This window comes from Brakhagea baltica (genome assembly GCF_052161605.1).
Taxonomy (GTDB): domain Bacteria; phylum Planctomycetota; class Planctomycetia; order Pirellulales; family Pirellulaceae; genus JBKCUI01.
Genome location: NZ_CP197409.1, coordinates 5728731 through 5752934, shown reverse-complemented (window position 1 = coordinate 5752934; position 24204 = coordinate 5728731). Strand labels below are relative to the sequence as shown.

22 protein-coding genes are annotated in these 24204 nt (G+C 52.0%); 13 read left to right on the top strand and 9 right to left on the bottom strand.

The window, feature by feature from the left end; genetic code table 11:
• Window positions 1–8 precede the first annotated feature (8 nt).
• Window positions 9–446 carry a response regulator gene (locus SH449x_RS22345; RefSeq protein ID WP_482381847.1) on the top strand — a complete coding sequence of 146 codons (438 nt, stop codon included), beginning with the start codon at window positions 9–11 and terminating at the stop codon, window positions 444–446.
• 307 nt (window positions 447–753) lie between these two features.
• On the opposite strand, the gene dnaB is transcribed toward SH449x_RS22345, so the two are convergent.
• Window positions 754–2220, bottom strand: a complete 1467-nt coding sequence (gene dnaB, locus SH449x_RS22340) for a replicative DNA helicase (protein WP_482378300.1) — start codon at window positions 2218–2220, stop codon at window positions 754–756.
• Between the two features lie 315 nt (window positions 2221–2535).
• Here dnaB and SH449x_RS22335 point away from each other — a divergent pair, with 315 nt between their 5' ends.
• The gene (locus SH449x_RS22335; protein WP_482378299.1) at window positions 2536–3723 is read left to right on the top strand and encodes a cysteine desulfurase family protein; all 1188 of its coding nucleotides are present in this window, start codon (window positions 2536–2538) and stop codon (window positions 3721–3723) included.
• Here the strand turns inward: SH449x_RS22335 and SH449x_RS22330 are convergent.
• A complete protein-coding gene (locus SH449x_RS22330) occupies window positions 3700–5658 on the bottom strand; it encodes a potassium/proton antiporter (RefSeq protein WP_482378298.1) in 1959 nt (652 codons plus the stop codon). The genes SH449x_RS22335 and SH449x_RS22330 overlap by 24 nt on opposite strands.
• 289 nt (window positions 5659–5947) lie before the next feature.
• Here SH449x_RS22330 and SH449x_RS22325 point away from each other — a divergent pair, with 289 nt between their 5' ends.
• From SH449x_RS22325 to SH449x_RS22315, 3 genes are all read left to right on the top strand, one after another.
• Window positions 5948–8323: a phosphoketolase family protein gene (locus SH449x_RS22325; RefSeq protein WP_482378297.1), complete on the top strand. Its 2376-nt coding sequence runs from the start codon at window positions 5948–5950 to the stop codon at window positions 8321–8323.
• A 71-nt stretch (window positions 8324–8394) separates the two neighbouring features.
• Window positions 8395–8967, top strand: a complete 573-nt coding sequence (locus SH449x_RS22320) for a GNAT family N-acetyltransferase (protein ID WP_482378296.1) — start codon at window positions 8395–8397, stop codon at window positions 8965–8967.
• Window positions 8968–9178: 211 nt separating this feature from the next.
• A complete protein-coding gene (locus SH449x_RS22315) occupies window positions 9179–9427 on the top strand; it encodes a hypothetical protein (protein WP_482381846.1) in 249 nt (82 codons plus the stop codon).
• 80 nt (window positions 9428–9507) lie between these two features.
• Here SH449x_RS22315 and SH449x_RS22310 read toward each other — a convergent pair whose 3' ends face one another.
• Complete coding sequence (locus tag SH449x_RS22310) at window positions 9508–9756, bottom strand: DUF433 domain-containing protein (protein ID WP_482378295.1); 249 nt, start codon at window positions 9754–9756, stop codon at window positions 9508–9510.
• Window positions 9757–9959: 203 nt separating this feature from the next.
• On the opposite strand from SH449x_RS22310, the gene SH449x_RS22305 reads away from it, so the two are divergent.
• Window positions 9960–10385, top strand: coding sequence for a hypothetical protein (locus tag SH449x_RS22305; RefSeq protein WP_482378294.1), 426 nt, complete (start codon window positions 9960–9962; stop codon window positions 10383–10385).
• A gap of 29 nt (window positions 10386–10414) precedes the next feature.
• Here SH449x_RS22305 and SH449x_RS22300 read toward each other — a convergent pair whose 3' ends face one another.
• Together SH449x_RS22300 and SH449x_RS22295 are read right to left on the bottom strand one after the other, a co-directional pair.
• The gene (locus tag SH449x_RS22300; protein ID WP_482378293.1) at window positions 10415–10903 is read right to left on the bottom strand and encodes an ATP-dependent zinc protease family protein; all 489 of its coding nucleotides are present in this window, start codon (window positions 10901–10903) and stop codon (window positions 10415–10417) included.
• A 67-nt stretch (window positions 10904–10970) separates the two neighbouring features.
• Window positions 10971–11297 carry a gamma-butyrobetaine hydroxylase-like domain-containing protein gene (locus SH449x_RS22295; protein ID WP_482378292.1) on the bottom strand — a complete coding sequence of 109 codons (327 nt, stop codon included), beginning with the start codon at window positions 11295–11297 and terminating at the stop codon, window positions 10971–10973.
• Window positions 11298–11407: 110 nt separating this feature from the next.
• On the opposite strand from SH449x_RS22295, the gene SH449x_RS22290 reads away from it, so the two are divergent.
• A complete protein-coding gene (locus tag SH449x_RS22290) occupies window positions 11408–12898 on the top strand; it encodes a sulfatase family protein (protein ID WP_482378291.1) in 1491 nt (496 codons plus the stop codon).
• A 173-nt stretch (window positions 12899–13071) separates the two neighbouring features.
• Window positions 13072–13545: a hypothetical protein gene (locus SH449x_RS22285; protein WP_482378290.1), complete on the top strand. Its 474-nt coding sequence runs from the start codon at window positions 13072–13074 to the stop codon at window positions 13543–13545.
• 478 nt (window positions 13546–14023) lie between these two features.
• On the opposite strand, the gene SH449x_RS22280 is transcribed toward SH449x_RS22285, so the two are convergent.
• The 4 genes from SH449x_RS22280 to SH449x_RS22265 all read right to left on the bottom strand — a co-directional run bounded on the left by SH449x_RS22280 (window position 14024) and on the right by SH449x_RS22265 (window position 19285).
• Window positions 14024–14176: a hypothetical protein gene (locus tag SH449x_RS22280; RefSeq protein WP_482378289.1), complete on the bottom strand. Its 153-nt coding sequence runs from the start codon at window positions 14174–14176 to the stop codon at window positions 14024–14026.
• A gap of 783 nt (window positions 14177–14959) precedes the next feature.
• Window positions 14960–16237 carry a hypothetical protein gene (locus tag SH449x_RS22275; RefSeq protein WP_482378288.1) on the bottom strand — a complete coding sequence of 426 codons (1278 nt, stop codon included), beginning with the start codon at window positions 16235–16237 and terminating at the stop codon, window positions 14960–14962.
• A 19-nt stretch (window positions 16238–16256) separates the two neighbouring features.
• Window positions 16257–18008, bottom strand: a complete 1752-nt coding sequence (locus SH449x_RS22270) for a sodium/solute symporter (RefSeq protein ID WP_482378287.1) — start codon at window positions 18006–18008, stop codon at window positions 16257–16259.
• A gap of 53 nt (window positions 18009–18061) precedes the next feature.
• Entirely contained in the window at window positions 18062–19285 is a 1224-nt protein-coding gene (locus tag SH449x_RS22265) for a C45 family autoproteolytic acyltransferase/hydrolase (RefSeq protein ID WP_482378286.1), read from the bottom strand.
• Between the two features lie 159 nt (window positions 19286–19444).
• Here SH449x_RS22265 and SH449x_RS22260 point away from each other — a divergent pair, with 159 nt between their 5' ends.
• From SH449x_RS22260 to SH449x_RS22240, 5 genes are all read left to right on the top strand, one after another.
• The gene (locus SH449x_RS22260; RefSeq protein ID WP_482378285.1) at window positions 19445–20638 is read left to right on the top strand and encodes a molybdopterin molybdotransferase MoeA; all 1194 of its coding nucleotides are present in this window, start codon (window positions 19445–19447) and stop codon (window positions 20636–20638) included.
• Between the two features lie 409 nt (window positions 20639–21047).
• Window positions 21048–21575, top strand: a complete 528-nt coding sequence (locus tag SH449x_RS22255; RefSeq protein WP_482378284.1) for a hypothetical protein — start codon at window positions 21048–21050, stop codon at window positions 21573–21575.
• A 206-nt stretch (window positions 21576–21781) separates the two neighbouring features.
• Window positions 21782–22870: a hypothetical protein gene (locus SH449x_RS22250; protein ID WP_482378283.1), complete on the top strand. Its 1089-nt coding sequence runs from the start codon at window positions 21782–21784 to the stop codon at window positions 22868–22870.
• 198 nt (window positions 22871–23068) lie between these two features.
• Entirely contained in the window at window positions 23069–23440 is a 372-nt protein-coding gene (locus tag SH449x_RS22245) for a hypothetical protein (RefSeq protein ID WP_482378282.1), read from the top strand.
• A gap of 153 nt (window positions 23441–23593) precedes the next feature.
• On the top strand, window positions 23594–24193 hold the full coding sequence (locus SH449x_RS22240) for a peptidylprolyl isomerase (RefSeq protein WP_482378281.1): 600 nt from the start codon (window positions 23594–23596) through the stop codon (window positions 24191–24193).
• The last annotated feature ends 11 nt before the right edge of the window (window positions 24194–24204 follow it).

Genomic DNA, 24204 nt, shown 5'->3' with positions numbered 1-24204 from the left:
GGTTCCCAATCGTGGCCACTCCAAGAATTTTAATTGCGGACGACAATGCGCAAAACCGCGAGTTGCTCGAAGCGTTGCTTACAAAGATTGATTGCGAAACCGAGTTTTCGGTCGATGGGCAGGATACGCTCGACAAGGTGCAGACCTTTCGACCGGACTTGATCTTGCTCGACGTCATGATGCCAAAACTGAATGGTTTCGAGGTCTGTCGAAAGCTTAAGTCTGACAAAGCCACCTCCTGTATCATGATACTGATGGTAACAGCTTTGAGTGAACTCGGAGATATCGAACGAGCCGTCGAGGCTGGAACAGATGACTTCCTTTCCAAGCCGGTCAACTCGCTCGAGCTACACAAGCGGGTTCAAAACATGCTCAAGCTCAAGGGGACCGAAGATGAGCTCGAGCGGTTGAGAGCGTACATCCGCGAAATGGAAGAAACCAAGTAGCGGCAGTTTTCCAGATGGAATGACCATCTTTCATGTTGTCGCGGGAGCCGCCTCGCGGATCAACATCGCGTTGCGATGCCAATGGTAGCGTAACGGCGCTAGACGTACGGTAGGGCTCCAGCACCCTCACCGCCCATCAGTTCAACCGGTGAACTCCGTCTCCCTTTGGCTCCCCCCGCTTTCTCCAAAGGCCAATTCGGCTCGCTTCGCATTGCCGGAGACACCGTATGGCTTGCGCCATTACGCTTACATTACGCACGGCTTGCGCGGTGGCGATCAGAGCGGGATACTCCCGCCCAGCGTGGAACTAGTACCCGCCGGGGGTGGAGAAATCGCTGTAGGCACTGAATTCCTCGTGACGTTCAGGGGCCTTGTTGAGGAAGCGAGTGTAATCCTTTTCCCAGATCATCTCGACGTCACCGACCGGGCCGTTTCGTTGCTTGGCAATGATGATTTCCGCCTGACCGGCGTACTGCTCGGCATCTTCGCCGCGATGATAGTATCCCTCCCGGTGAACGAACATAACCACGTCGGCATCCTGCTCAATAGCTCCCGATTCTCGCAGATGGCTTAGCTTGGGTTTGTGGTCCTTGCCTTCTTCCGACTGCCGGTTGAGCTGTGACAAGCACAGAATGGGGACCTTTTGTTCCCGTGCGAGCATCTTGAGACGTCGTGCAATCTTTGCCACTTGTTCCTGACGAGGATCCTTTGGGTTGTCAGGTTCGAGCAACTGCAAATAGTCGATGACGATAAGCCCCAGCTTCCGACCGTTAGGCTTTCGAAGCTCTTGTTGCGTGATACGACGAGCGACAGCGGCTACTTCGCTGACGGTACGACTGGGGGCATCGTCGATGTAGAGCGGAGAAGTTGCAATTTTTGCGGCGCTCGAGATCAATCGCTTTTGGTCATCTTGCGAGATCGTGCCTACACGCAATCGAGAGCCATTGACCTTGGCGACCGAACAAAGGAGCCGGTCCACCAATTCCACCGCGTTCATTTCCAAGCTTACGAAGAGAACCGGTGCGTTCTCTCTCATGGCAACTTGCTCGGCGATGTTCATCGCAAAGGCCGTCTTACCCATACTAGGACGAGCTGCCAGAATAATAAGCTCACCATCGTGCAGCCCGCCTGTCATGGCATCGAAATCGGTAAAGTGGGTCATTACCCCAGAATTGAGCTGCACCCCTTGCATCCTCAAATCGATCCGCTCCATGGCGGTCTTTAAAACATCACCGACTTGAGCAGCCGAGTTCGCGTTGCGTTCATCTTGGATTTGAAAGATCCGCTGCTCGGCTTGCGACACCAGCTCCTTGGCATCGAATGTTTCGTCGTAGGCTTCGTTCAAGATCGTGGTCGAGGCATCGATCAAGCGTCTGAGAGTCGCTTTGGTTCGCACAATCTCCGCGTAGTAGACAGCGTGAGCCGCATTAGGCACGCTATTGGCGAGTTTCGCTAAATAAGCGGCACCGCCGATCAAATCGAAATCGCCCCGTGCTTTCAACTCGCTGACAAGCAGCGTTACGTCGATCTTTCGTCCCGTGTCGAACATTTCGATCATGGCCGAGTAGATTTTTCGATTGGCATCATCGTAAAAATCGCTGTCTCGCAGAACGAGGGTCAGCTCGTTGGCGACGTCGGGATTCAGTAGCAAGCTACCCAGCACACCAGATTCCGCCGCCAAATCAAAAGGGGGAGATCGATCGAGAATGTGTGGTGTCTGCGACTTCTTAGGATTGTCTCCATCGCGGTCAAATCGCTTGTTGTTTTTTGCCATCCGTAGAAAACCTCTGCGAGTCTAAACTGTTCGGCCTGATTCCAGCCCATCCCTCCCTAGGCGACCCTCTGATTCGGGTATCGTTAGCGCGGCCTCGCATTCTAGCCTAAGGAGCCCCGCTGGCGAAGACGCGCAAGATTTAGATGGTTTTTTGCGACATTTAGTGGCTTGAATTCGAATTTCCTGTCAAACTTCCTGTATTGCCCAGAACGGGAAATTCGGTACTTATAACGTGTGGAAACAGCCTGCCCCACCTGTCGCAATTCTCTCGAACAAGAACAAAAAGGGGAAAGCCCCGTCGCGTCGGTTTTATTCATGATTTACTTCGACAACAACGCCACCAGCCTGATCGATACCAACATCGCCGAGCGAATGCTCGAGCTGTATCGGCAGGGACTTGCCAACCCCAGCAGCCAGCATCGGTTCGGACGCGTCGCGCGACAGCTTGTCGAGGGTGCTCGCGATCGAATCCTGGCCAAGATCGGTGCGTGCACGCGGGGCATGTCGTCCGACCAGTTGCTCTTCACAAGTGGTGGAACGGAAGCGAACAATCTCGCCGTGTTCGGACTGGCAGAACAAAAGCCCGGGGCGATTGTTGTATCCGCTATCGAACACCCGAGCGTCCTCGGGGCGGCTGAGAAGCTCGAAAGCCAAGGCCGCGTGGTTCACCGGTTGCCCGTTAGTCGCGATGGAGTCGTTGACCTGTCGCTGCTGAAGCAATTGCTTGAGAGGGCAGCTTCCGATCCGATTGCACTCGTTTCGATTATGGCCGCAAACAACGAAACGGGTGTGATTCAGCCGATCCAGCAGGCTGCCCAACTCTGCCGTGAACATGGGGTACTGATTCATAGCGATGCGGTTCAAATGCTGGGCAAAGAATCGACTCAATTCGAACAACTCGGGCTGGACGCCATGACGATCACAGCTCATAAACTGCATGGCCCCGTAGGTGTCGGTGCTTTGGTGTTGAAAAATGGGGTTTCTATAGGCCCCCAACTCTTTGGCGGCTTCCAACAGCTCGGCTTGAGACCCGGCACAGAGCCACCTGTTCTTGCCGACGCGTTCGCTAATGCAGTAGAACGATTCTCTGATATTGAAAACCGAAAGGCTTGCTTGAGTTCGCTGAGAAACACGTTTGAAACTCTACTCTTAGAATCCGTTCCCAACGCAATGATCGTTGGAGCCAGCGCGAATCGACTTCCGCACACGAGCAGTGTCGCCTTTCCCGAATTGAACCGTCAAGCGATCCAGGTCGCTTTAGATCTGGAGGGGCTGGCGTGCAGCACAGGATCGGCGTGTGCTAGCGGATCCAGTCAACCGTCACACGTTCTAGTCGCAATGGGATTGCCGATGGATGTTGTCAATGGCGGGTTGCGATTCAGCTTTTCACACAACAATACCTTAGACGAAGTAAAACAGGCTGTTCAAACCGTACGAGGCGTCGTGAATCGCTTAGCGAACGCTGCTGGTAAAAACGCGCTACAGTTCGGCAGTCTTATCTAAGGATTTCTCGGTGGAGGATTCCTCGATGGAGGATTCCTCGATGGAGGATTCCTCGGTGGAGGATTCCTCGGTGGTAGATTCTGCGGTGGTAGATTCTGCGGTGGTAGATTCTGCGGTGGTAGATTCTGCGGTGGTAGATTCTGCGGTGGTAGATTCAGCGGTGGTAGATTCAGCAGTTGAGACTGGCTGCTCAACGGGCAGAAAGGTCATGCCTACCAAACTGATTACTCCACTCGTATCCAAGCTGATTATTCTCAATCGTAGCCCGGCCCTGTCCACAAACTCATTCGTGGTAAGCCTCTCACGCTTGATCTGCACACGTAGCCACTCACCAAGGCCAATTTCTCGTTCCACATCTAATTTGATATCGTAAAAATCTTCTAGATCTCCGACTGTCATATCAGCTCGCAAAGGAAACTCGGAAGAAACCGGCCAGGACTTTTCTTTTTCTCGAGCACTGGGGCGAGAGAAGATCCGATCCACCATCGCTCGCACGTGGGGCCGGAGCACCACGATGACGTGATCGCCTGGCTCGATTATTGAGCTTCCTTTCGGGAGGGTGATTTTTTGGTGGTGAACAATTAGAGCGACGACGACCTCCTCCGGCAGGGCTAGTTCACGAATCATCTTGCCGGCGGCTCGACACTCTGGATCAACAAAGTAGTCCACGATATCTCCCTCGACATCTTTCAAGGAGCTTATCTCAAGTGTAACGGCCGGTATTTTTCTGGCTGGCGATTCCAAACCTAACTTACGTGCAAACCATGGTAAACTCCAGCCTTGGAGGATCGCTGAAACCAATACCACGAAGAAGACAACGTCGAAAATAATCTTGGCGCTCTCAATCTTGATCGAGCTGTCAATATTCGAGAGGAGCGGAAAGATCGCGAGGGTGATCGGAACGGCCCCTTTTAACCCCACCCAAGATAGAAAGAGCTGCTCTCGAAATGAAAATCGAGAACGGCACAAGCACAGAAAGACTGCGATAGGTCGGGCGAAAAACAGTAGCACGGCCGCAATCGCCAGGCCAGGCAACCAAACCGCCAGCAGCCGACTGGGAAAGCTGAGCAAGCCCAGCACGATAAACATTACGATCTGCGCCATCCACGCCCCAGCATCGTGAAACATCTCAATGCCGCGCTGGAGCACGACTTTCTTGTTACCAATCACCATCCCTGTTATGTAGACAGATAAAAAACCACTGCCACCTAAATCAGCAGCGAGCCCAAACGAGAGCAAGCCGAACGCGGTCGCTAAGATAGGATACAAGCCCGCTGTATCGAGATGAATATTGCGAATGACCCAGACCGCAATGTATCCAATAGCTAATCCCGCAACGAGGCCGATCCCCATTTGAGAAACCAGCAATCCCAAGAGTCCTAGCGGAGAACTAACTTGACCCGTTAAAATCTGGATCAACCCGACCGTCATAAAGATGGCCATCGGGTCGTTCGATCCGCTCTCCACCTCTAACGTATCTGAGAGTCGACGACGTAAATGGACTCCACCGGTTCGGAGTATTGAAAACACAGCGGCTGCATCGGTTGAGCCAACAATACTGCCCAAGAGCAAACCCTGCATTAGGTCGATCTTCAATATCCAAGCAGCCGCTAATCCAGTAATGAGTGCTGTGACGAAGACTCCGGCAGTCGCAAGAACAGACGCTGGTTTCCAGGCGTCCCGCACCGCATGATAGGGTGTTGATAATCCACCACTAAACAAGATGAGAGCCAGGGCAAGTGTACCGATCGCATAGGAAAGGCTGTAATCCTCGAATATGATCCCGCCGATGCCTTCGGAACCTGCTAGCATTCCTAGTCCGAGGAACATGACCAGAACCGGCATCCCCATACGTGCAGAAAATTTACTGGAGAGTATCCCCAGCAAAAGCAACACGCTTCCGATAAGTATGATCGTTTCGACAGTGGGCAACATTTTTTTCCTGCATTCCTCACGATGTGCTTCGCCAATCCAAACCTTATCGGACTGACTCAATCTGTGCTAGGCAGGAACTCGCGACTTTGAATGAGGTTTTCGGGCCTAGCCCCTTTGTCACCATTTTCCATTGAGATAATAGTCGCTAGCTCTCGGAGCATGCGTATTATGGGTAGCCAGTCGAAACCGAACGGGACGGACTTGGATACCACCTACTGCCGGTTGAAAAAAGTGGCTGAACAGATATGCTCACCGGTGCGAGAGCCTACCCCAAAACGAAAGGGATAAAATGTCGAACCCACTGAGTCCAGAGTTGCTTGCCAAAATGGATGCTTACTGGCGAGCGTCGAACTATTTGTCCGTTGGGCAAATCTACCTGTACAAGAACCCATTGCTTCGAGAACCTTTGAAGCGAGAGCACGTCAAACCGCGACTGCTCGGACATTGGGGAACGTCCCCCGGACTAAATTTTCTTTATGTCCATCTCAACCGTGTGATTCAACGCGACGATTTGAGCATGCTCTATATCACCGGGCCCGGCCACGGTGGACCGTCTTTGGTTGCCCTGTCCTATTTGGAAGGCACCTACAGCGAGGTTTACCCCAACATTACTCAAGACGAAGAGGGTATGCAGAAGCTGTTTAAGCAGTTCAGTTTTCCCGGTGGCATTCCAAGCCACGTCGCCCCCGAGACTCCCGGGTCGATTCATGAAGGAGGAGAGCTCGGCTATGCGCTATCTCATGCCTTTGGAGCAGCATTCGACAACCCGGACCTGATTGTCGCCTGCGTTGTGGGGGACGGCGAAGCGGAAACCGGTCCCCTCGCAACCAGCTGGCACAGCAATAAATACCTCAATCCCGCTCGCGATGGTTGTGTTCTACCTATTCTGCATCTCAACGGCTACAAGATCGCGAATCCCTGCTTCCTAGCTCGTATTCCAAAAGAAGAGTTACAAAAGATGTTCGAGGGATACGGCTACAAACCGTACTTCGTCGAAGGTCATGAACCGGAGAAGCTGCACAGTGAGCTAGCCGCAGTACTAGATCAAGCGGTCGCCGAGATCAAGCAGATCTGGGCCGAGGCTCGCTCCACCACGGCTTCCAGCAAAACGGTCAAGCGACCGATCTGGCCAATGATTGTTTTCCGCACCCCTAAGGGATGGACATGCCCAGCCGAGATCGATGGCAAAAAGTGCGAGGACTATTGGCGCAGCCATCAAGTGCCGATGGGGGATATGGGTAAGCCCGGCCATGTCGAGATCCTGGAACAATGGATGAAAAGCTATCGCCCCGAAGAACTATTCGATGAAACGGGGCGGTTAAAGCCAGAGATCGCCGAGCTAGCTCCCAAAGGGGAACGACGCATGAGCGCGAACCCGCATGCCAACGGGGGCAAACTGCTAAAGGAACTTCGTTTGCCGGAGTTTAAGAACTACGCGGTCGACGTACCCAGTCCCGGAGCAACGATAGCCGAGGCGACTCGTGTCCAGGGCCAATATCTTCGCGACGTGATGAAACTCAATCTGGATAGCAAGAACTTTCGCGTCTTTAGTCCCGACGAAAACAACTCCAATCGATGGCAGGATATCTTAGAGGTAACCGATCGTTGTTTCGTTGCCGACATCTACCCCGAGGATGATCATCTATCACCCGATGGACGGGTCATGGAAGTTCTCTCTGAGCACCAATGCCAGGGCTGGCTAGAAGGTTATCTGCTCACCGGTCGCCATGGATTTTTCAGTTGCTACGAAGCATTCATCCATATCATCGATTCGATGTTCAACCAGCACGCCAAGTGGCTCAAGGTATGTAGCCATATTCCTTGGCGGCGTCCGATCGCATCCCTCAACTATTTGCTGTCGTCCCACGTTTGGAGGCAGGACCATAACGGATTCAGCCATCAAGACCCCGGCTTCATAGATCACGTTGTAAACAAAAAGGCCGAAATCATACGCGTCTATTTGCCTCCTGACGCAAATACGCTTTTGTGCGTGACGCAGCATTGCCTCAAGAGCCGCAACTACGTCAATGTGGTCGTCGCGGGCAAACAACCATCTCCCCAGTGGCTGACCATGGATGAAGCGATCAAGCATTGCACGGCAGGCATCGGTATTTGGAAGTGGGCCAGCAACGATTCAGATGGCGAGCCAGACGTCGTTATGGCATGCTGTGGCGACGTGCCGACGTTAGAGACGTTGGCAGCGGTAGAACTGCTTCGAGAGTTCTTCCCGGAACTCAAGGTGCGCGTCATCAACGTTGTCAACCTCATGAAGTTACAACCAACGAGCGAGCATCCACACGGCTTGAACGACGCCGATTTCGACTCACTTTTCACAACCGACAAACCGATTATCTTCGCGTTCCACGGTTACCCATGGTTAATCCATAGGCTTACCTATCGCCGAACCAACCACACAAATCTGCACGTGCGTGGCTACAAAGAAGAGGGCACGACGACCACTCCTTTCGATATGTGTGTGCTGAACGACATCGACCGATACCATTTGGTGGCCGACGTCATCGATCGCGTACCGGGCTTGAGTGGACGTGCAGCGTATGCAAAGCAGGCGTTACGTGATAAACGCATCGAGCACAAACAATACATTGCGGAACACGGCGAAGATATGCCGGAGATACTGGATTGGAAGTGGGGCAAAAAAATGTAGGGGCTTTTTTCATGGGCTCCAGGCAACACTTGTAGCCAGGTTATCGACTCCTTATATACCAAGGGAATGCATTGTTCAAAAGAGATGCCCGGCAACCAGGTTCCGTGATCATACGCGATGCGACGGCAGAAGATGCGACACAAATCGATCGTTTGCGATGGGACCCACGGTTGCGTGGAATGCAGTATGCGCCGTCGATTTTTGAGATTTCCGGAAGCTATGTGTCTTCTGCCCAACCTGGTCCTGAGATTCCTGCTGTAGGCTTTAAATGCTCGACTATTTTGGTTGATAGTAGCGTTGCAGGTCATATCTCAGAGGCCTGCTCCATGAGGAAAAACGGAGTTCTCGTTATTCAGCTTGGTTGGAACTTGCGTCCTGAGTTTTGGGGGCAAGGATTGATGGTTCAGGCGTTAGAACAACTGTTCCAGAAGCGTTTTGCCACAAGGAACGATATCGAGTTCGTAGCCTGTGCATTTACAAGCAATCGTCGCTCGATCCGAGTTATCGAGAAACTTGGGTTTCTTGCAGATCGAATGTCCTTGTCAGAACGAATCCTTCACTTTTACATGTCCCGTGGGATGAAGCGAGTCGCGAAGCTTCGATTGCCCTATGGCGAGTGGTGTAAACGAAGCCCGTCCCTTTAAGCCAGATCGTTAACAAGCCAAGAGCATGCACCAGGCCCCCCCAGTTGCCCTCCCTCGATCGCAGTAGACGAGATTCCGAGCAACCGATCCGGTATAGCCGTTAAAAAAATCCGAAAAGACCGCCTAGCTCTGCCATCTATACAGCCTACTGACAGACAACGAAAAAGTCCTGGAATGGCTCAAGCACGGAAATTTACGAGTGAAGCGTTGCATGATTTTGGGTTTCATGGTTCCACTATTACCCATTGGAATTCTCCTTGCCTATTATGCTTGTGATTGGCAGCGATCGCTCGAGAAGCTTGGCGCAGCAGCATTGATTGCAATTTCTATAGCATCGTTTTGTTACTTCCCCTTGGTCGCGTTAAATTACTTTGAGACGAGATCGCTACGGCTCGCGCTAGTAAAATCCGCCGATGCGTGGGTGCATATTGCGATGGAGGTTTTCTCTTCAATTGATTAACTACTAACGGATAATGCACTTGGCTTGCCCAGGTGAACCTTACGTTTCTCGCTACTTAGGCCTGCGATCAAAAACCTCATTTATGCCGGTTCCGCGACCAATGGCATAAACGAAGTGTTTGCAATGGATCTTGAAGCGAACAGCAAGCAGGCCTGAATGTCACTTTCTTGCAACCCAGGATACTCTTCAAGGATTTCCTGCGAACTCGTTCCGTGAGCAAGCAACTTGAGGATAAACTCAACAGAAAGCCGGGTGCCTCGCACCACGGGTTTTCCGCCAAGAATTGCGGGATTCGTTGATATTCTCGTGAGTAAATCGGCTTCATTCATCTCCTGACTCCTTAATAGCAGTATATCGCTAATGGTTGATGGCAGCAAGAAAGCGAATTTGCGGCCCCAGTCACAGATATTCCCGTGGGGCATTTCCACAAAATAGGTCAATTAGCTGAACAGCTACCCATCGCAATAATTACCCAATAGAATCCATTACAATGAAGCTTGTCGCCGGTTCGTGGTAAGATCGAAGCCGAAATATGCTACTTCCTAGAGATTCTCAGCTAGATCAATTCGTTGCCAGCAGCAGAGTGTTCCTGGCTCTGGGGATTGGCTTGATGGTCCTACAATTCCGCTTGCCTAACGGTTGGGGCTTTGGCTTTTTCTCAGGCTTTGCAATGTTCTCAATGGGAATCTATGGACTGCGCTTACGTAGGTGGCGAACCGATCCCGGTCTTTGGATGCTTGCTGGCTTGCTCGCTGTTGTACTCGGGCCATCAGTGCTGTACTTCGAATTCCTGAATTGGAAGGGGACGGTACAGTCGTTGGCGAATGGTGGGATTGCTAGGATTCGATGGCCATTGGCTATCGATGCCACCGTTGGGTTGGTGTTAGCCTTGCACGGAGTTCGAATGATTCTCGGTATCGCTATCGCGAATTGGAAACGAACGTACGCGCGAATTTAGTGGTTACAATTAAGTCCTATAAGAAAAATCTAGCGACTGACATCGAGCGCAGTACTGAGAACGTACCGTCGAGAGCAATCGATCAAGCATCTTGATTGAAGCGCCAATCGACCTAATAAGAGGGGGCACTCCAGTTTGGATCGATCGTTGAGGGACAACTCAATTGTCCATTCGAAACCGCCTAGGAATAACGAAGTCTCGACAACCGGTCTAATTTCTACACTTCCATTCGAGCTGCGGATGCTTTTGCGATCAACAAGCTTCGCCTCACATCGGATGATGTCCGTGGGGGCCATCGCTTGGTCAAACGTGCGGAACCGAACGTAGTCAACTCGCTTCTTAGAATAGTACTCGATATGGGTTGCATGCAACGAAGAAATCACGGCACCGGTATCCAGCTTTGCCGTTAGCCCTTCGACTCCCAACCCAGGTAACGATACCGATTCACACCATCCCACCAACAACAATTCCTCCGTCCGCTCATTTCGATGGACGCGTTCGATTGCAGTTTGGATCATTTCAGACATTCGGAGAATAGGACTCAAGCGAAACCTATTCGAGCAGGAATCGGAAACAGCAATAAATCTATGCGACGATGGGCTCTCCCAACGACCGCAATAACTCTATTGTATACAGCCCTGAGCTATGTCCATCGGAAAAAGTGATGTTGTAGGCGTAATTTCCTACTGGTCGCATCGCCGCAATCGCTAGAGGCACTGTTTCTTCTGCTGACAAAATACTGAGAATATTCTTCGGTTTATCTTTCTGAGCACGCTTTTTTTCTCGACACGTGGCGCAGGGGCAGCTATCCCGCAACTTTTTGTAGGGATAATTGAGGCGAACTCCATCGCTCCATTCCATTTCAAGAGAGCGATTTTCCGTGGTTTTCAAGGATACAGGTGTCGGATTCATAACTACGAAGTGAACAGTCCAGAACGCTGAAAATCGGGAGCCTATAAAAACGCATCCCCCGCGTGCAGTATGATAGTTAGCATACAACTCTAGAACGGAAAGGAATAGCTATGGGACGAAGAATTGCAGTGGCTTGGTGGATGTTATTGCCCCTTCTGGCGATGGTGAATCCCGCGTGTACTGGCTCCGCACAGGGGGCAGATATTCGGAAACCGAATGTGCTGTTCTTGTTTGCAGACGATATGCGAGCCGATGCAATCGCTGCTTATGGCAATCCTCATATCAGCACTCCGCACATCGATTCCTTGATTCGCGGTGGCACCAGCGTCCGCCGGTGCTACGTCCAAGGAGGTAATAGCGGTGCCGTCTGCATTCCCAGTCGAGCGATGCTGCTGACCGCGAAATCGTGGATGCACATTGATACGCAAAACCTCAAAAACGAAATGCTCATGCCGGAATGGTTCGGTTCGTTGGGGTACCAAACGTTTCGCACAGGCAAATGGCATAATGGACGAGACTCTTGGCTGCGTGCCTTTCAGTCGGGCAAGTCCATTATGTTCGGTGGAATGTCTGATCACACCAAGGTGCCGATATGTGACCTCTTGCCTGACGGTGCCTTGTCGGACGTGCGAATCGGTGAATCGTTTTCGTCCGTTCTTTTTGCCGATGCCGCGATCGATTTCCTGAATCGAGCGGACTCGACCAAGCCCTTCTTTGCTTACGTTGCTTTTACCGCACCGCACGATCCCCGCCAACCACCTGCCGAGTTTGTAGGCCCCTACTATGAGACGTTGCCACCGTTACCCGCAAACTTTACCCCCCAGCACCCTTTTGATAACGGCATGCTCAAGAATCTACGCGATGAGAATCTGGCCCCTTGGCCGAGGCCAGAGAAAATGATTCGAGAGCAAATCGCCGAGTACTATGGATTGATCACCCACATGGATCAACAGATCGGACGGATACTCGCAGCGCTTGACGAAACCGGACGTAGGGATGAAACCATAATCGTATTCGCCTCGGATAATGGCTTGGCCATGGGCAGCCATGGTTTGCTGGGAAAGCAAAACGTCTACGAGCACAGCATGCACGTCCCCCTCATACTTTCCGGGCCCGGCATTCCCGCAGATCAGTCGACGAATGCCTTTGCCTATCTGCTGGATGTGTTCCCAACATTAGGCGAGCTTGCTGGCATAGGTTATCCAGACAACTTGGCTGGCAAGAGCCTCACTCCCGTGTTGGCTGATGCCCAGTCCGAGGTTCGAGACAGCATCTTTCTTCCCTACCTAAAGATACAGCGAGCCATTCGAGATGATCGATGGAAATTGATAGCCTATCCCAAGATTCAGCACTTACAACTCTTTGATTTGGAGCAAGATCCGAACGAAACGAGAAACCTAATCGATGAGCCCGAGCGGCAATCCGATGTGGCTCGGCTACTCGAATTGATGCAACGATGGCAAGGGACTATGAACGACCAAGTAGAAGTGTCTTCTAAAAGTGTTTCTCCCCCGCCGTTTGATTTCTCGGACCAGAAGCGACCGCCCGATCAATGGCAACCCGAGTGGATCGTTAAAAAATACTTCGGACCATCCAACTAGCCTACAGGAGTGCCGACAGCCGAGGGCTTGATCTAGTCCTGCGAAGTACGATTCCATGGGAATACAGCAATCGCGGCCAGAATCGAAAGCAAATCTGCATAAGCTGCACGAGCTAAACGTGCTGTTTCATAGGGGGATTTGGAGAACCGCCGCTGAACCAGGAGGCATGTTACATGACCACAAGAACGAGAAAATCAGTTCCCTCGTCTAAGAAAGACGCACTGCCAGCGAGAGTTGCGAGAAAGGCGGTTGCCGCCAAAGCATCGGGTCTCGTCCAATCGAAGGCGATTCCTGGGCTCAAGGGCAAGGGCTTGCTCCGACTAGGAAGTGAATCCAAGCTCGAATTGCGGGATCGACTCGGTATGTCGCGGCCTCTCTTTGGTCGCGTTGTGAATGTCTCTGAACGGACGATTGCAAAGGTAGAGTCAGAAACGGACACTGCGGAAAAGCTCAAGAGGCCCTACAATGAAGTCTATCGATTGCTGGAAGCACTCGGCGATGTTGCAGAAGTGGATTCGCTGGGTAATTGGTTTCAAGAGCCGAATGATGCGTTTGACGGCCTCAAGCCGATGGAAGTAATCGAACGAGGCGAAATCGACCGACTTTGGAATATGGTGTATGAGCTTAGAAGTGGGATGCCTGGGTGACGCTAAAGTTGCTCGCTCCATAATGCTGCTCTGAAATTGCGTTTCGGATCGCAGGAGAACAACTCGATATTCCCAGCACCGCTTAACTCCAAAAGCCCCTTGCCGCTGGCTCGGTTTCCGCTGGAACTTGGAAAGCACATGGGGGACACAGCATTTTCATCGACCGTCGAATTGTACCTGCCATGATGATGACATGCAAGAAAGTGGTCGGTGCTCAATCGGGACTACTTCTTTCAGAAACAATCGCTCTTGCGAAGCTCGATAACAGAGGAATACAGGAATCGCGGACCTTGAGAACAGACCGCTTCCCCGCTCTTGTCGGAAAGCCAAAAGAAAATCACGGACTCGCGGGCTATATGTGCATGGCTTACGTTACCGCAACGCGACAAGCTAGCTCGAAAGAAGCTCCCGCGTACGCGGACGGGTGTTGTAACGCTGTTGCCGCCGAGGGCTCCTGGTCGAGTCAATCACTCTCGGTTTACCCGCCACCGCACTGAAAGAGCTTGCCAAAGTCCCGTACTAACTCGCCCCACACCTCTTCCGTCAAACCTAGTCGCAGGAAAATGGGAGCGGCATCTGCTGGGGTTGCTCCTCGTTTGCCCTTTACCAATTGCCTGGCGGTCCAATCCATAAAAACGGTAAAAATGCTGTGTCCCAGAATATCCCGCAACGCCGGAGGGTTGGCAGGATTACACCGCGAGAGATGAGAGTGACACAAGAGTTAGCTTGAAAACAGTCGATCATTGTTCCTCTTGCGTTTCTCTTATCTCTAGCGGTGTGAATATCCTAAGGGTGTAAACACCTCCGGACGTTGCATTTTTGTAGCCCCTCAAATTTAACGTGCCGCGATGCAAACATGTCGTGTCCCTCCCAACTCTCGCGATTGATGGCGTGGTAAATGACTCCGGCCTCATCGACTCGTTTTTGTCGTGGCATGATCAACTCCAAAAGAGGCATTATGGCGGGAAAGCGTTAATGAAACTTCCCCCGTCCCCTTTTCTTCCTCCGTCCCCTTTTCTTCCTCGTCGAATTAAGATCAACGCCGTAGGTGTTGAACAGACGAACCAACGCCGACGATGACATCGGCATTCCAACCGGTCCGCAACAAAAATTGGGTGGCACTAATTGAAAAGCCATGTGCAGAAGTGCGAAGAGCATCAAAACATGGCTGGCACAAATACATTATCAACCGCGAAGCGGTCAAACATCAAAGCCCGGGGTCGCGGAGCGCACCCCGGGATACCGTGCCTGGTTTATAGAACGAACCCCAACGGGGTTCAACATGGGCCTGTGTGCAACCCCGTTGGGGTTGGCCGATCATTTGTTCGTTGACCCGGGGTGCGCTCCGCGACCCCGGGCTAGGTTGTGAAACTGCTTCGCAGTAGGGGGCTTCCCAATAAGTGCAGTCTCCAATTTACTCGCGCCAGAAGGTTGAATCCTTGCCTACCTTATAAGCTATCTTCATCTCCGGAGTCGCGATGACCTCGGAACCGCGATGAAGCGAATTGACTCCCGCGATCACCATGCCCGATGTCAACAAATTGCGTTCGATCGGATAGGGGGGCTTGCCCGTCAAAACCAAATCTTCAATGTGACGGACCAGCGGAGTGAAGAAATCTGCTGTAGTGGATCCGTGTGTTGGCATCGGAAGATACATTTGACAGGATACGATCTCATCCCGGTCCGCTCTCAACCCGGCATAATTGAAGTCTCGTATCGGCGATAACAACATTGTGGTTCGAAAGCCATCCACATGCTCAATGATGTAACCGATCGAGCTCGCCAAGGTCCGTTGTGCCCATTCAAAATCCACCGGATGGGTCGGGTAACCCGTTTCTACAGGCAAATTATGGCTCCTTCTTAATGCGGCCTCAATCAAACGCCGCGTGTCTCGGTAACCATCCTCGCGAAGCTTGGCCCATAGCGATTCGCCTCGATACGCAACGACGCTGGCCACTCCTGCCTCACCTCCTCGCCGTCGCTCCGACATGCACTGGGCCGTCTCCAAACCGTGGATGTCGTAACTGTCGATGCCACCATAACACACGCATACGCTCTCGCGCAGCGGCACATCATGCGGCATATCAATCATCGGTAACCTCCAAGTCACCGGTAAAGAGGATCCCGCCATAAAGGGAAATCCCAAACGCTTGGAGTCCTCGACCATCTCCAAGCACTCGCTCCACTCCGTCGATAAATGTTTGTCGTTAAAAACCGGGACCGAGCGACCGCTGGCTTCGAAAACCTTGACGACCCGTTTGAACCACTCGTAACGTGGATATCTTCGCTGCCCCTTGTCGTTCACAGGGTAATCACCATGCTCCGCAATAATGACGACTCCATCGACAGCCAACTTGCCAGATCCCAACGTCAATGCATCCTCGATGGTGTCATAAGATTGCAATCCATAGCGATCTAATCTACCTGGCGTTAAATCGTTTTCGGGATGTTGATCGATAAAAACCGAAGCAATGTCGAGCCTAGGTAGCTCCCACTGCCCGTTGTAAGCATACCCCATCGCTAGCCTGTCTAGAAAATGCTGCGAATGAGAATGGGTTCTTACCTCTGTCCCTAAAAAGGCGATCTTCTTTCGCTCGGCAGGACCACCGAATAGATGGCCACCTCCAACAGAAGCCAAACAGGCCGCTGCGCCGATCTGCATGAATTGTCGTCGATTGTTGAATTCGATCATAGTGGTTACCTCGTGCGCGTTACATTAAAGTGGTTTTGCGGGTGAGCTTGGAAACAACAACGATGACGAGAAAGCTCAAGGGAATCGTAAATAGACCGGGCTGATTCATAGGAACCCAAGCGTCCTGGGCACTCCATTGAAACAATTTCGTTACCATGTCGGGCGAAACAATAACCCATGCCAAAGATGCCAATACACCAGTCAATATCCCGGCGATAAGTCCTTGTTTAGTGGTCCCTTTCCAAAAAAGCAGCATCAAAAGGGCTGGCAAATTGGCCGAAGCAGCGATCGCAAATGCCCAACCGACCAAGAACGTAACGTTGACTCCTTCGAATGCGAGGCCCAATTGAATGGCAACGACCCCAATGACGGTCGAAGCGATCTTGGCCACACGAACCGCATTATGTTCCGACAACTGGACTCCGAAGAAACCTCCTACGATGTCATGTGCGACACTTCCACCGGCTGCCACGATCAGGCCACTGACCGTTCCGAGCACCGTGGTAAACGCGATCGCGGACACCGCAGCAAAGAGGAGATTGCTAAAGCTTTTTGCTAACAAGGGTGCAGCCATATTCGTATCCGATGGATCGAGCGTGCCGCTAACCATGGCACCTAGACCGATGAACAACGTCAAAACATAGAAGAAGCCGATCGATGTGATGCCGACTATCGTACTCTTGCGGGCGGATGCTTGGTCTTTGACGGTATAGTACCGAATAAGAATATGAGGCAACGATGCGGTGCCAGCAAACAACGCGAGCATCAGCGAAATGAAATCGAGTTTGGCGATCCAGCTATCGCCGCGGATGCCTGCAAAGGAAGGTAGATTCCCAGGACTGAGCACTTCGGAACCAGTAACCCGCACAGGAACGAACCTCTTGATCTCCCCGGTTTCCGTCAGCTCTTTCTTCTCGCGGGTGATTTCGATTTCGGAATGGGCGATGGTTTGCAGAAACGCGATAGGTCCCAATGGGCCCGTCGCTTGCCGTTCGTCAGCATTTCCCAGCCCATCCGGTAGCTTTGCTAATCGCCCGACCGGTTTGACGTTGGCTTCACCCTTCTTTAAACCGAACGGAACTCCGTCGATGAGTGTGACTCCATTGCTCTTCTCGAGAACTTGCGTTTTCCCTAGCTCCTCAGGAGGTGCAACCGTGAGACCTCGTTGTAAAATCAAAACCGTCAGTAAGAACGAGAAGACGACTAAAAGGGCACCCTTTAAAAATTGCACGTACGTGGTGCTTACCATGCCTGCGGAAACCACGATCAAGACGACTACGGCACCGACCAATACCACTCCGTGCCAATACTCAAGCCCCAGTAGTGGCTTGATAAGAGTCCCCGCCCCGACCATTTGCGGAATGAGGTAGCACATGCTGACGATCAAAGTGCTCACGCCCGCCGCAGCTTTGATGCCACGCGATTGGAACTGGCTATCGAGAGCGTCAGCAAAGGTAAACCGCCCGAGTCGCTTAAGGGGCTCAGCAATCACGAGCAACGCGACGATCCAGCCCGCCAAATATCCAATTGAGTATAAGAATCCATCAAAGCCATAAAACGCAATCATGCCGCAGATCCCCAAAAAGGATGCTGCGGAGAGGTAGTCACCGGCAAAGGCGATACCGTTGACGAACCAGTGGATTTGACCACCGGCTGCAAAGTAGGCCTGACTGGACTTGGCTCGGGCTCCTAGCCAAAAACTGAAACCTAACGTTGCACCGACGAGCGCGATAAAAACAACGATAGCAAGAGAGTTGGCTTCGTATAGCATGGAGGTGATCGGTCAGCAGTTCGTGAAGAAGAGTGGGAGACGCAGTTTATCGTCTATTCCTCCAAATCAGGAACCCCGTTTCCATTCGCGTCGATCTTTTTCAGATCGATGAAAACGTAAGGCCGTTTGTAGGCTTCCTCGCTTCCTTTGGCATACGACACCCACATTCGAAGAGCGGTTGCATCATACACGACGTTTTCAACGTTTCCTCCCTTGATCGGGATTTGATTCGCCAACGCTACCAGCTTCGGGCCGTCCAATTTGCCAGATTGGGATTTGAGTGTTGGAAAGGCACCGCGGCCCTCATCGTTGTAAACGACGCAGGAAAGGACGTTCGGGTAAAACTCATCGGTCTTGTCATTGTCCTGCCAAACCTCGATCTCGGTCGCAGTTGGTTTTGAGGCATTAGTGCGTACCTTGACGGCCCCCAATTCGGTTTGCCCGTCACCGAACACGAAGTGATAACGTTTAGTTTGCGGTTGGGCACGAAAGATTCGAACGGCATCCGACAAGCTTTGCGAATCGTACAGCATCGTTCGGAAGAAGCACGTGAAGTGAGGAGCATGTACGTGGTAGGGGGCTTCTTTTTTGGAGGCATCTCCCATCTCCGAGAGCGCGATTCCCTTAGCGTTCATACCGGTATGAGCACCGATCATCCCAGCGAATGAGGGAACCACATGCGGAACACCTTCGTTCGGGATATACAGAACAATCATCGGGTAGTTGTGCACACCGATATTAATGTTCCAATCCAAGTTTCTTGTTTGGTACAGGTGGCCATCTACGGTAGCGTCCCCCCATGCTGCGATGCTGCTACAAGAATAAGGCATCAACAAAGGGATGGCATGCATCGATTGGAGGGTGATGAGACTTACTCCAGACCCGTCGGCCAAACCGGTCAGCTCTTGTTCGAGGCGATCGTCGCCGTAAGCTGCTGTGCGAGCCCATGTTTCTTGAAGATCGCTGGTCGTTAAGCCCATTTCCTGGCTAACCGACTCCACCAAGCTGGGTACAACACCACGAATTTGCTCACCGAAAAGTTGTCCCAACTGGAACCCCATTTCGTAGGGAGTCCCACGAACCACAGCTACGGGAAGGGTAATCCCATTGTCAATGATTTGGACCAGATGCCCTGTGGTGTTACTCGTCTCTGGCGTTTTGAAAGGTCGATCGGTTGGTCCGTCCGCGCAAGCCGTCGTGTTAATCGAGGATGGAATGGCAACGCTGAGTGTTGATAAAAATACGGTCGACAATGCAGACAAAAAACGACGACGCATGAGTGGTGCCCTTTGGTATTAACAGATGCGGAAAGGAAGGGGGAGGGATACAATCTAGCGGGTGTGATCGGAGCAGCTGCCACGTCATTTGTGCGGCAGCTCCAACCTCACATTCATCCAACACGACGAACAATATAACCTAGTTTTACGGCGATTAATATGACGGACCTACCGGTTGTTTCCAGCATCCAAGCCAAACTGCTCGAATTGCGAGAAACATTACGAATCGTAGATGACGAGCCATTATCGATTGCCCAATCGCAGGGGCGAGTGCTGAGCCGACCTGTTCTTGCATCACGAGATAGCCCGGCGGCGGATGTCTCCGCCATGGACGGGTATGCAGTCCGGATGTGCGATTTGCCAAGTAAACCACAGGTCCAAACGACGATTTTTGCGGGAAGTGAACCAGTACCACTCGAGCTGGGCAAGGCGATTCGCATTCTGACGGGAGCGGTCGTGCCTCCCGGAACAGAGGTGGTGGTTCGCAAGGAAGATACCTGCGAGGAGCAGGGCTTGGTCTCGTTCGAACCTGCTGTGAGTCGGCTCAAATCGGGAGCCAACATTCGCGTCCGTGGCGAGAATGCCCGCACGGGTGACGAGATCTTGAGCAAGGGAACTGTCATCGGCCCTCAGACGTTGGCGGGCATCGCGACTTTTGTGGATCAGAATGCGGTCCAAGTCTATCGGCAGGTTCGCGTGACCATTCTCAACACCGGAGATGAGCTGGTTCCACTCGGTGAGCCGCTAGAGTACTGGCAAATCAGGGACTCCAATGGTCCTTTTTTGGAGGGTGCATTGCAAAGATACCCCTGGGTATCAGTTCAACGACGAAAGGTTCCAGACACGCTCGACGCGATTGAAACACACCTGCGACAAGCCTTAGAAGAATCCGATGCCGTTTTGTTAACGGGTGGCGTATCGATGGGGGAGACCGATTACGTGCCACGAGCTGTTCAGAATGTTGGAGGACGAATCCTATTTCACCGCATTCCGATTCGTCCCGGCAAGCCTCTCATGGGCGCATCAACTAGTTCAGGAAAGCTGATCATGGGCTTGCCAGGGAATCCACTCAGTGTTGCTGTGACATGGCGGCGATATGCCTTGCCATTGTTGATGTACGTGGCAGGAATAGAATCCGAGCAAGCGACGCAAAAAGTTGAAGCCACGTGCGACGACGCCAAGACGATTGCCCTGACATGGTTTCGATTGGTGAGGTTATTGTCCGACGGGCACGCGTATGTTATCCCGAGCCAAGGCTCAGGAGATATCGCATCCCTTAGTCGCTCGGACGGATTCATTGAGGTACCGCCTGGGGAAATCGCCAGCGGCATCAGAGAATACTACTCATGGTAGTGTAAGTTTTTCGAGTGCAAGCGATGTGCAGAGTAGTGCAAGCGAAATAGCGGATCGCGTCTTTTTTTCTTTGAAACCAAATTTCCGCTGAATTAAGCTTGAGTTAAGGTCCGAAGATTTGTTATGAGATGACCTGCGGAGTGCTTGTAGCATGCAGTCAGCGACTGCGAGCAGGCCGTCCCTTTATTTTGTCTTTGGTGGCTCGTTAGTAGTGAGGTGATCGAATTGCTTGATCGTCTGAAGATGTGACACGGGACTTCTCTCTCCGGCCCCAATTGGTTCCAGGCCAGCTCTCACACACAACGTTGTCTGGAACAATTTCCGCGTCACGATTCGCGGTTTGGTTGATCGCTCTCAACGCCTAATGCGTCTAAGTTTCGCAATGGCCTTAGCATGAGAGGTTGCGGTCATGGTTTCCAGTTTCTTTATCTTGTTGGCTTTCGTAGGTTCCAACAACCGATTGCATGATATGGGTCATGTATCGGAATCGGTCGATATGATCGAACTCAATCACTTCTTTGATCGACAAGGGCGACACGTTTACGATCAAGTGATCTTCTATGAACGTCTAGCGAGTACCGGACAATTCCGTGTTCGAGCCTGGTGCTTGATCGAAGATCGCGAGTCTCTGAATCGACGACCTGTTTGGAACGCCACAACGGATCAGTATCACGTAGATTGGCTCGATTCGGATCAAGCCATCGTGAGGTCGATACGCAGCCCACTCTTCCGCGAGACTTGGACGCAGTACGATCCCGAGCGGCTTGATAAAAAGCATCTCGAGGAACGCTATCGGCTGGCTCTGATCAAGCCATCGAAAGAAAGACAAACGGCAAAGAGTGAGCAGCAAGCTGTCCGTTTAGCCCAACTCGACATCGATCGAAACGCCGACAAAGAACTTTCAGGAGCCAGCGAGCAAGCACTTGCCAAGCGGTAGAGCCGAAGAGTTCATTGAGGATGACTAAATCAACCCGCCTAATATTGGGCGAGTTTTCCCGTTGCAGGCGACCAGAAACTTGATCGCTTCGTCGAAAAACCTTCCTGTTTCCTAGAAACTCCCCTTTTACAAACGTTATAGTGAATAGGTTCGACGATCTGAATGGGATGTCGACGTGAACTTGTAGCTCTCTTCAAGGAGTAGACATGACTCGATGGAAAAAGGGATTCTTACCGATCGCCTTAGGCGTAGCCTGCTTGGCATCGTTTCCTGGATCTTTAGTTGCGAGCGACAGTTCGTTAAAGAAGCAGTCGACGTGGAACTGGCCTGAGAGCCAATCGGTGATCACTCGCTTTGAAGACTTTTTAGGAACGATCGCCAATCGATCCAATACTCCCGCCATCAAGAGTCGTTTGTCCGAGCTAACATCGTTGCGAGGTGTCGCCTTGCTCGAAAACGTGGTCGCTATTGCAGCGGAATGCGACCCGAGTGTTGCCAAGATTCGAGAGTTGCTTTCGGGAGAGGTGTCTTCGCAAACAGCTCCCAGTATCGACGCCGCACTCAGTTCGATGATGGCCAATGGGGGCATCCCGAATTGGCTCAAGTCTGACGTTCAGCTATATGTCTGTCGAGTGTTGGTTCAAAACGCACTTTACGATGAGGCGATACAGCAGCTTAAGTTGATCGACGTCGACCAAGTGTCCGATCCATCCACCTATTTGTTCTACAAAGCTATTTGTCAGCACCATTTACTCAGTCGTGAAGAGTGCTTGGAAAATTTGTCGAGGTTGCTAGAGCGAGAGATGGAGTTGCCAACTCGGTACGCGATCACAGCCCGGTTGATGGAGGCAGATATACAGCCCCTCAAAGAGGATTCACTGGATGAGATATCTCGGTTGATGAACGATGTCGAGAGGCGTCTAACTCTTGGTCGCACGGGCAAGCTGGTTCGAGACAAGCAGCAGACCATTGTGGACAAGCTGGACAAGAGTATCGAGCAGCTCGAGCAACAGATCCAGCAAATGCAACAGCAGCGACAGCAACAGCAGCAGCAGCAACAGAGAAAGCCGGCAGGCGGATCGTCCAACCCGTTGGAGGAATCTCAAATCGCCGACGTCAAAGGGGCTGGCGACGTGGACAACAAGGATATCGGCAAATCAAGTGGATGGGGGAATTTGCCTCCCGCTCAACGCAAAGAAGCCATCCAGGATATGACCAAGGACTTGCCGAGTCACTACAGAGATGTCGTAGAAGCGTACTTCAAAAAGCTGTCGAAGGTCCCCACCGATCGGTAGGAGCCCGATATTTCCCACATGTCCCCTTAGGGACATAACTTCAGTTGCGCTGAACGCCCCCGACAAACTAACATTTCGTCCCTATCGGGACGGAAAGGGGGGGGGGCGGTCGCGACGGTCTACCAACATTTCGTCCCTAACGGGACGACCAAAACCCTGGACCACCGATTCCCTCTCACGTGAACCCAAATTCCTAGAGTGAAACCTGTCAACCACGTCTTGGTATACGCCCCCGATAATCAACGCTTTACCGTGACCCTCGAGTCCTTTGCAGACCAAGTGTCGAATTGGCCAGGGCTCTATTTCGAGATGGATGGTTCGTTCGTGTGGGCGGTCCGAGAAGCGGGAGCCCCGGTCGGTCAAATTGATGGCATGATCTACGACCGGGATGACGCCATTGAGTACCTGGACCTCAAGGGGGCGGCCCCCCTCTCCGCTTGGGAGAGATTGCTAAACGTGCTCACCCCTGCTGACTTAGGTGTCCAGCTCGAGCATTTAAGGATTTTTCATGTGCCGACCGGTGTTTATTGGAGTTGGGCTCGGTTTGTAGAGCAGGAAAAACGGGACTGAACCGGGGGATGGCGCGATGATGCGATTTCGCGTCCAGTGCGTCGCTCACCGGTGTTGCTCATTGTCAAATTCGAACTTTTTTGGTAGTTTGAAACGCTGGATGGGCGCGAGTCCGATTGATTTCCTGAACCTATACGAACGGAACTAAAGACAATGCGTTTGCTTTCTCTCACTTTTTTGATTGCGATGGTTTTTATGGGTAGTGCAATGGCTGATTCACCGAGCAACGGCAAGGTGACCACCAAGGTTTACTTTGACGTTGAAATCGACGGCAAAGACGCTGGGCGGATCGTTATGGGGCTTTTCGGGGACGATGTTCCCAAGACGGCGGAGAATTTCAGAAGCCTCTGCACAGGCGAAAAAGGAACTGGTAAGAGCGGCAAGCCTCTGCACTTCAAGGGTTCGATTTTTCACCGAGTCATCCCCAACTTCATGCTTCAGGGTGGCGACTTCACCAACGGCAACGGAACCGGCGGCGAGAGCATCTACGGTGCGAAGTTTGCAGACGAAAACTTCAAGTTCGTGCACGATGGCGAAGGTCTGCTCAGCATGGCCAATGCTGGGCCTAACACCAACGGCTCTCAGTTCTTCATCACAACGGTAAAGACCGAGTGGTTGGATGGCAAGCACGTTGTTTTTGGCCGGGTTGTCGAAGGCATGGATATCGTAAAAAACGTCGAATCCTTCGGTAGCAATTCCGGACGCACTAGTAAGAAGATCGTTATCAAGGATTGCGGCGAACTCAAGGAGTAGAGTAGGTAACC

Bases quoted from the DNA above. Each gene is read 5' to 3' on its own strand.
- dnaB (WP_482378300.1), bottom strand. From the start codon at position 2,220: ATGGCAAAAAACAACAAGCGATTTGACCGCGATGGAGACAATCCTAAG.
- SH449x_RS22335 (WP_482378299.1), top strand. From the start codon at position 2,536: ATGATTTACTTCGACAACAACGCCACCAGCCTGATCGATACCAACATC.
- SH449x_RS22330 (WP_482378298.1), bottom strand. From the start codon at position 5,658: ATGTTGCCCACTGTCGAAACGATCATACTTATCGGAAGCGTGTTGCTT.
- SH449x_RS22325 (WP_482378297.1), top strand. From the start codon at position 5,948: ATGTCGAACCCACTGAGTCCAGAGTTGCTTGCCAAAATGGATGCTTAC.
- SH449x_RS22315 (WP_482381846.1), top strand. From the start codon at position 9,179: ATGATTTTGGGTTTCATGGTTCCACTATTACCCATTGGAATTCTCCTT.
- SH449x_RS22310 (WP_482378295.1), bottom strand. From the start codon at position 9,756: ATGAATGAAGCCGATTTACTCACGAGAATATCAACGAATCCCGCAATT.
- SH449x_RS22305 (WP_482378294.1), top strand. From the start codon at position 9,960: ATGCTACTTCCTAGAGATTCTCAGCTAGATCAATTCGTTGCCAGCAGC.
- SH449x_RS22300 (WP_482378293.1), bottom strand. From the start codon at position 10,903: ATGATCCAAACTGCAATCGAACGCGTCCATCGAAATGAGCGGACGGAG.
- SH449x_RS22295 (WP_482378292.1), bottom strand. From the start codon at position 11,297: ATGAATCCGACACCTGTATCCTTGAAAACCACGGAAAATCGCTCTCTT.
- SH449x_RS22290 (WP_482378291.1), top strand. From the start codon at position 11,408: ATGGGACGAAGAATTGCAGTGGCTTGGTGGATGTTATTGCCCCTTCTG.
- SH449x_RS22285 (WP_482378290.1), top strand. From the start codon at position 13,072: ATGACCACAAGAACGAGAAAATCAGTTCCCTCGTCTAAGAAAGACGCA.
- SH449x_RS22280 (WP_482378289.1), bottom strand. From the start codon at position 14,176: ATGGATTGGACCGCCAGGCAATTGGTAAAGGGCAAACGAGGAGCAACC.
- SH449x_RS22275 (WP_482378288.1), bottom strand. From the start codon at position 16,237: ATGATCGAATTCAACAATCGACGACAATTCATGCAGATCGGCGCAGCG.
- SH449x_RS22270 (WP_482378287.1), bottom strand. From the start codon at position 18,008: ATGCTATACGAAGCCAACTCTCTTGCTATCGTTGTTTTTATCGCGCTC.
- SH449x_RS22265 (WP_482378286.1), bottom strand. From the start codon at position 19,285: ATGCGTCGTCGTTTTTTGTCTGCATTGTCGACCGTATTTTTATCAACA.
- SH449x_RS22260 (WP_482378285.1), top strand. From the start codon at position 19,445: ATGACGGACCTACCGGTTGTTTCCAGCATCCAAGCCAAACTGCTCGAA.
- SH449x_RS22255 (WP_482378284.1), top strand. From the start codon at position 21,048: ATGGTTTCCAGTTTCTTTATCTTGTTGGCTTTCGTAGGTTCCAACAAC.
- SH449x_RS22250 (WP_482378283.1), top strand. From the start codon at position 21,782: ATGACTCGATGGAAAAAGGGATTCTTACCGATCGCCTTAGGCGTAGCC.
- SH449x_RS22240 (WP_482378281.1), top strand. From the start codon at position 23,594: ATGCGTTTGCTTTCTCTCACTTTTTTGATTGCGATGGTTTTTATGGGT.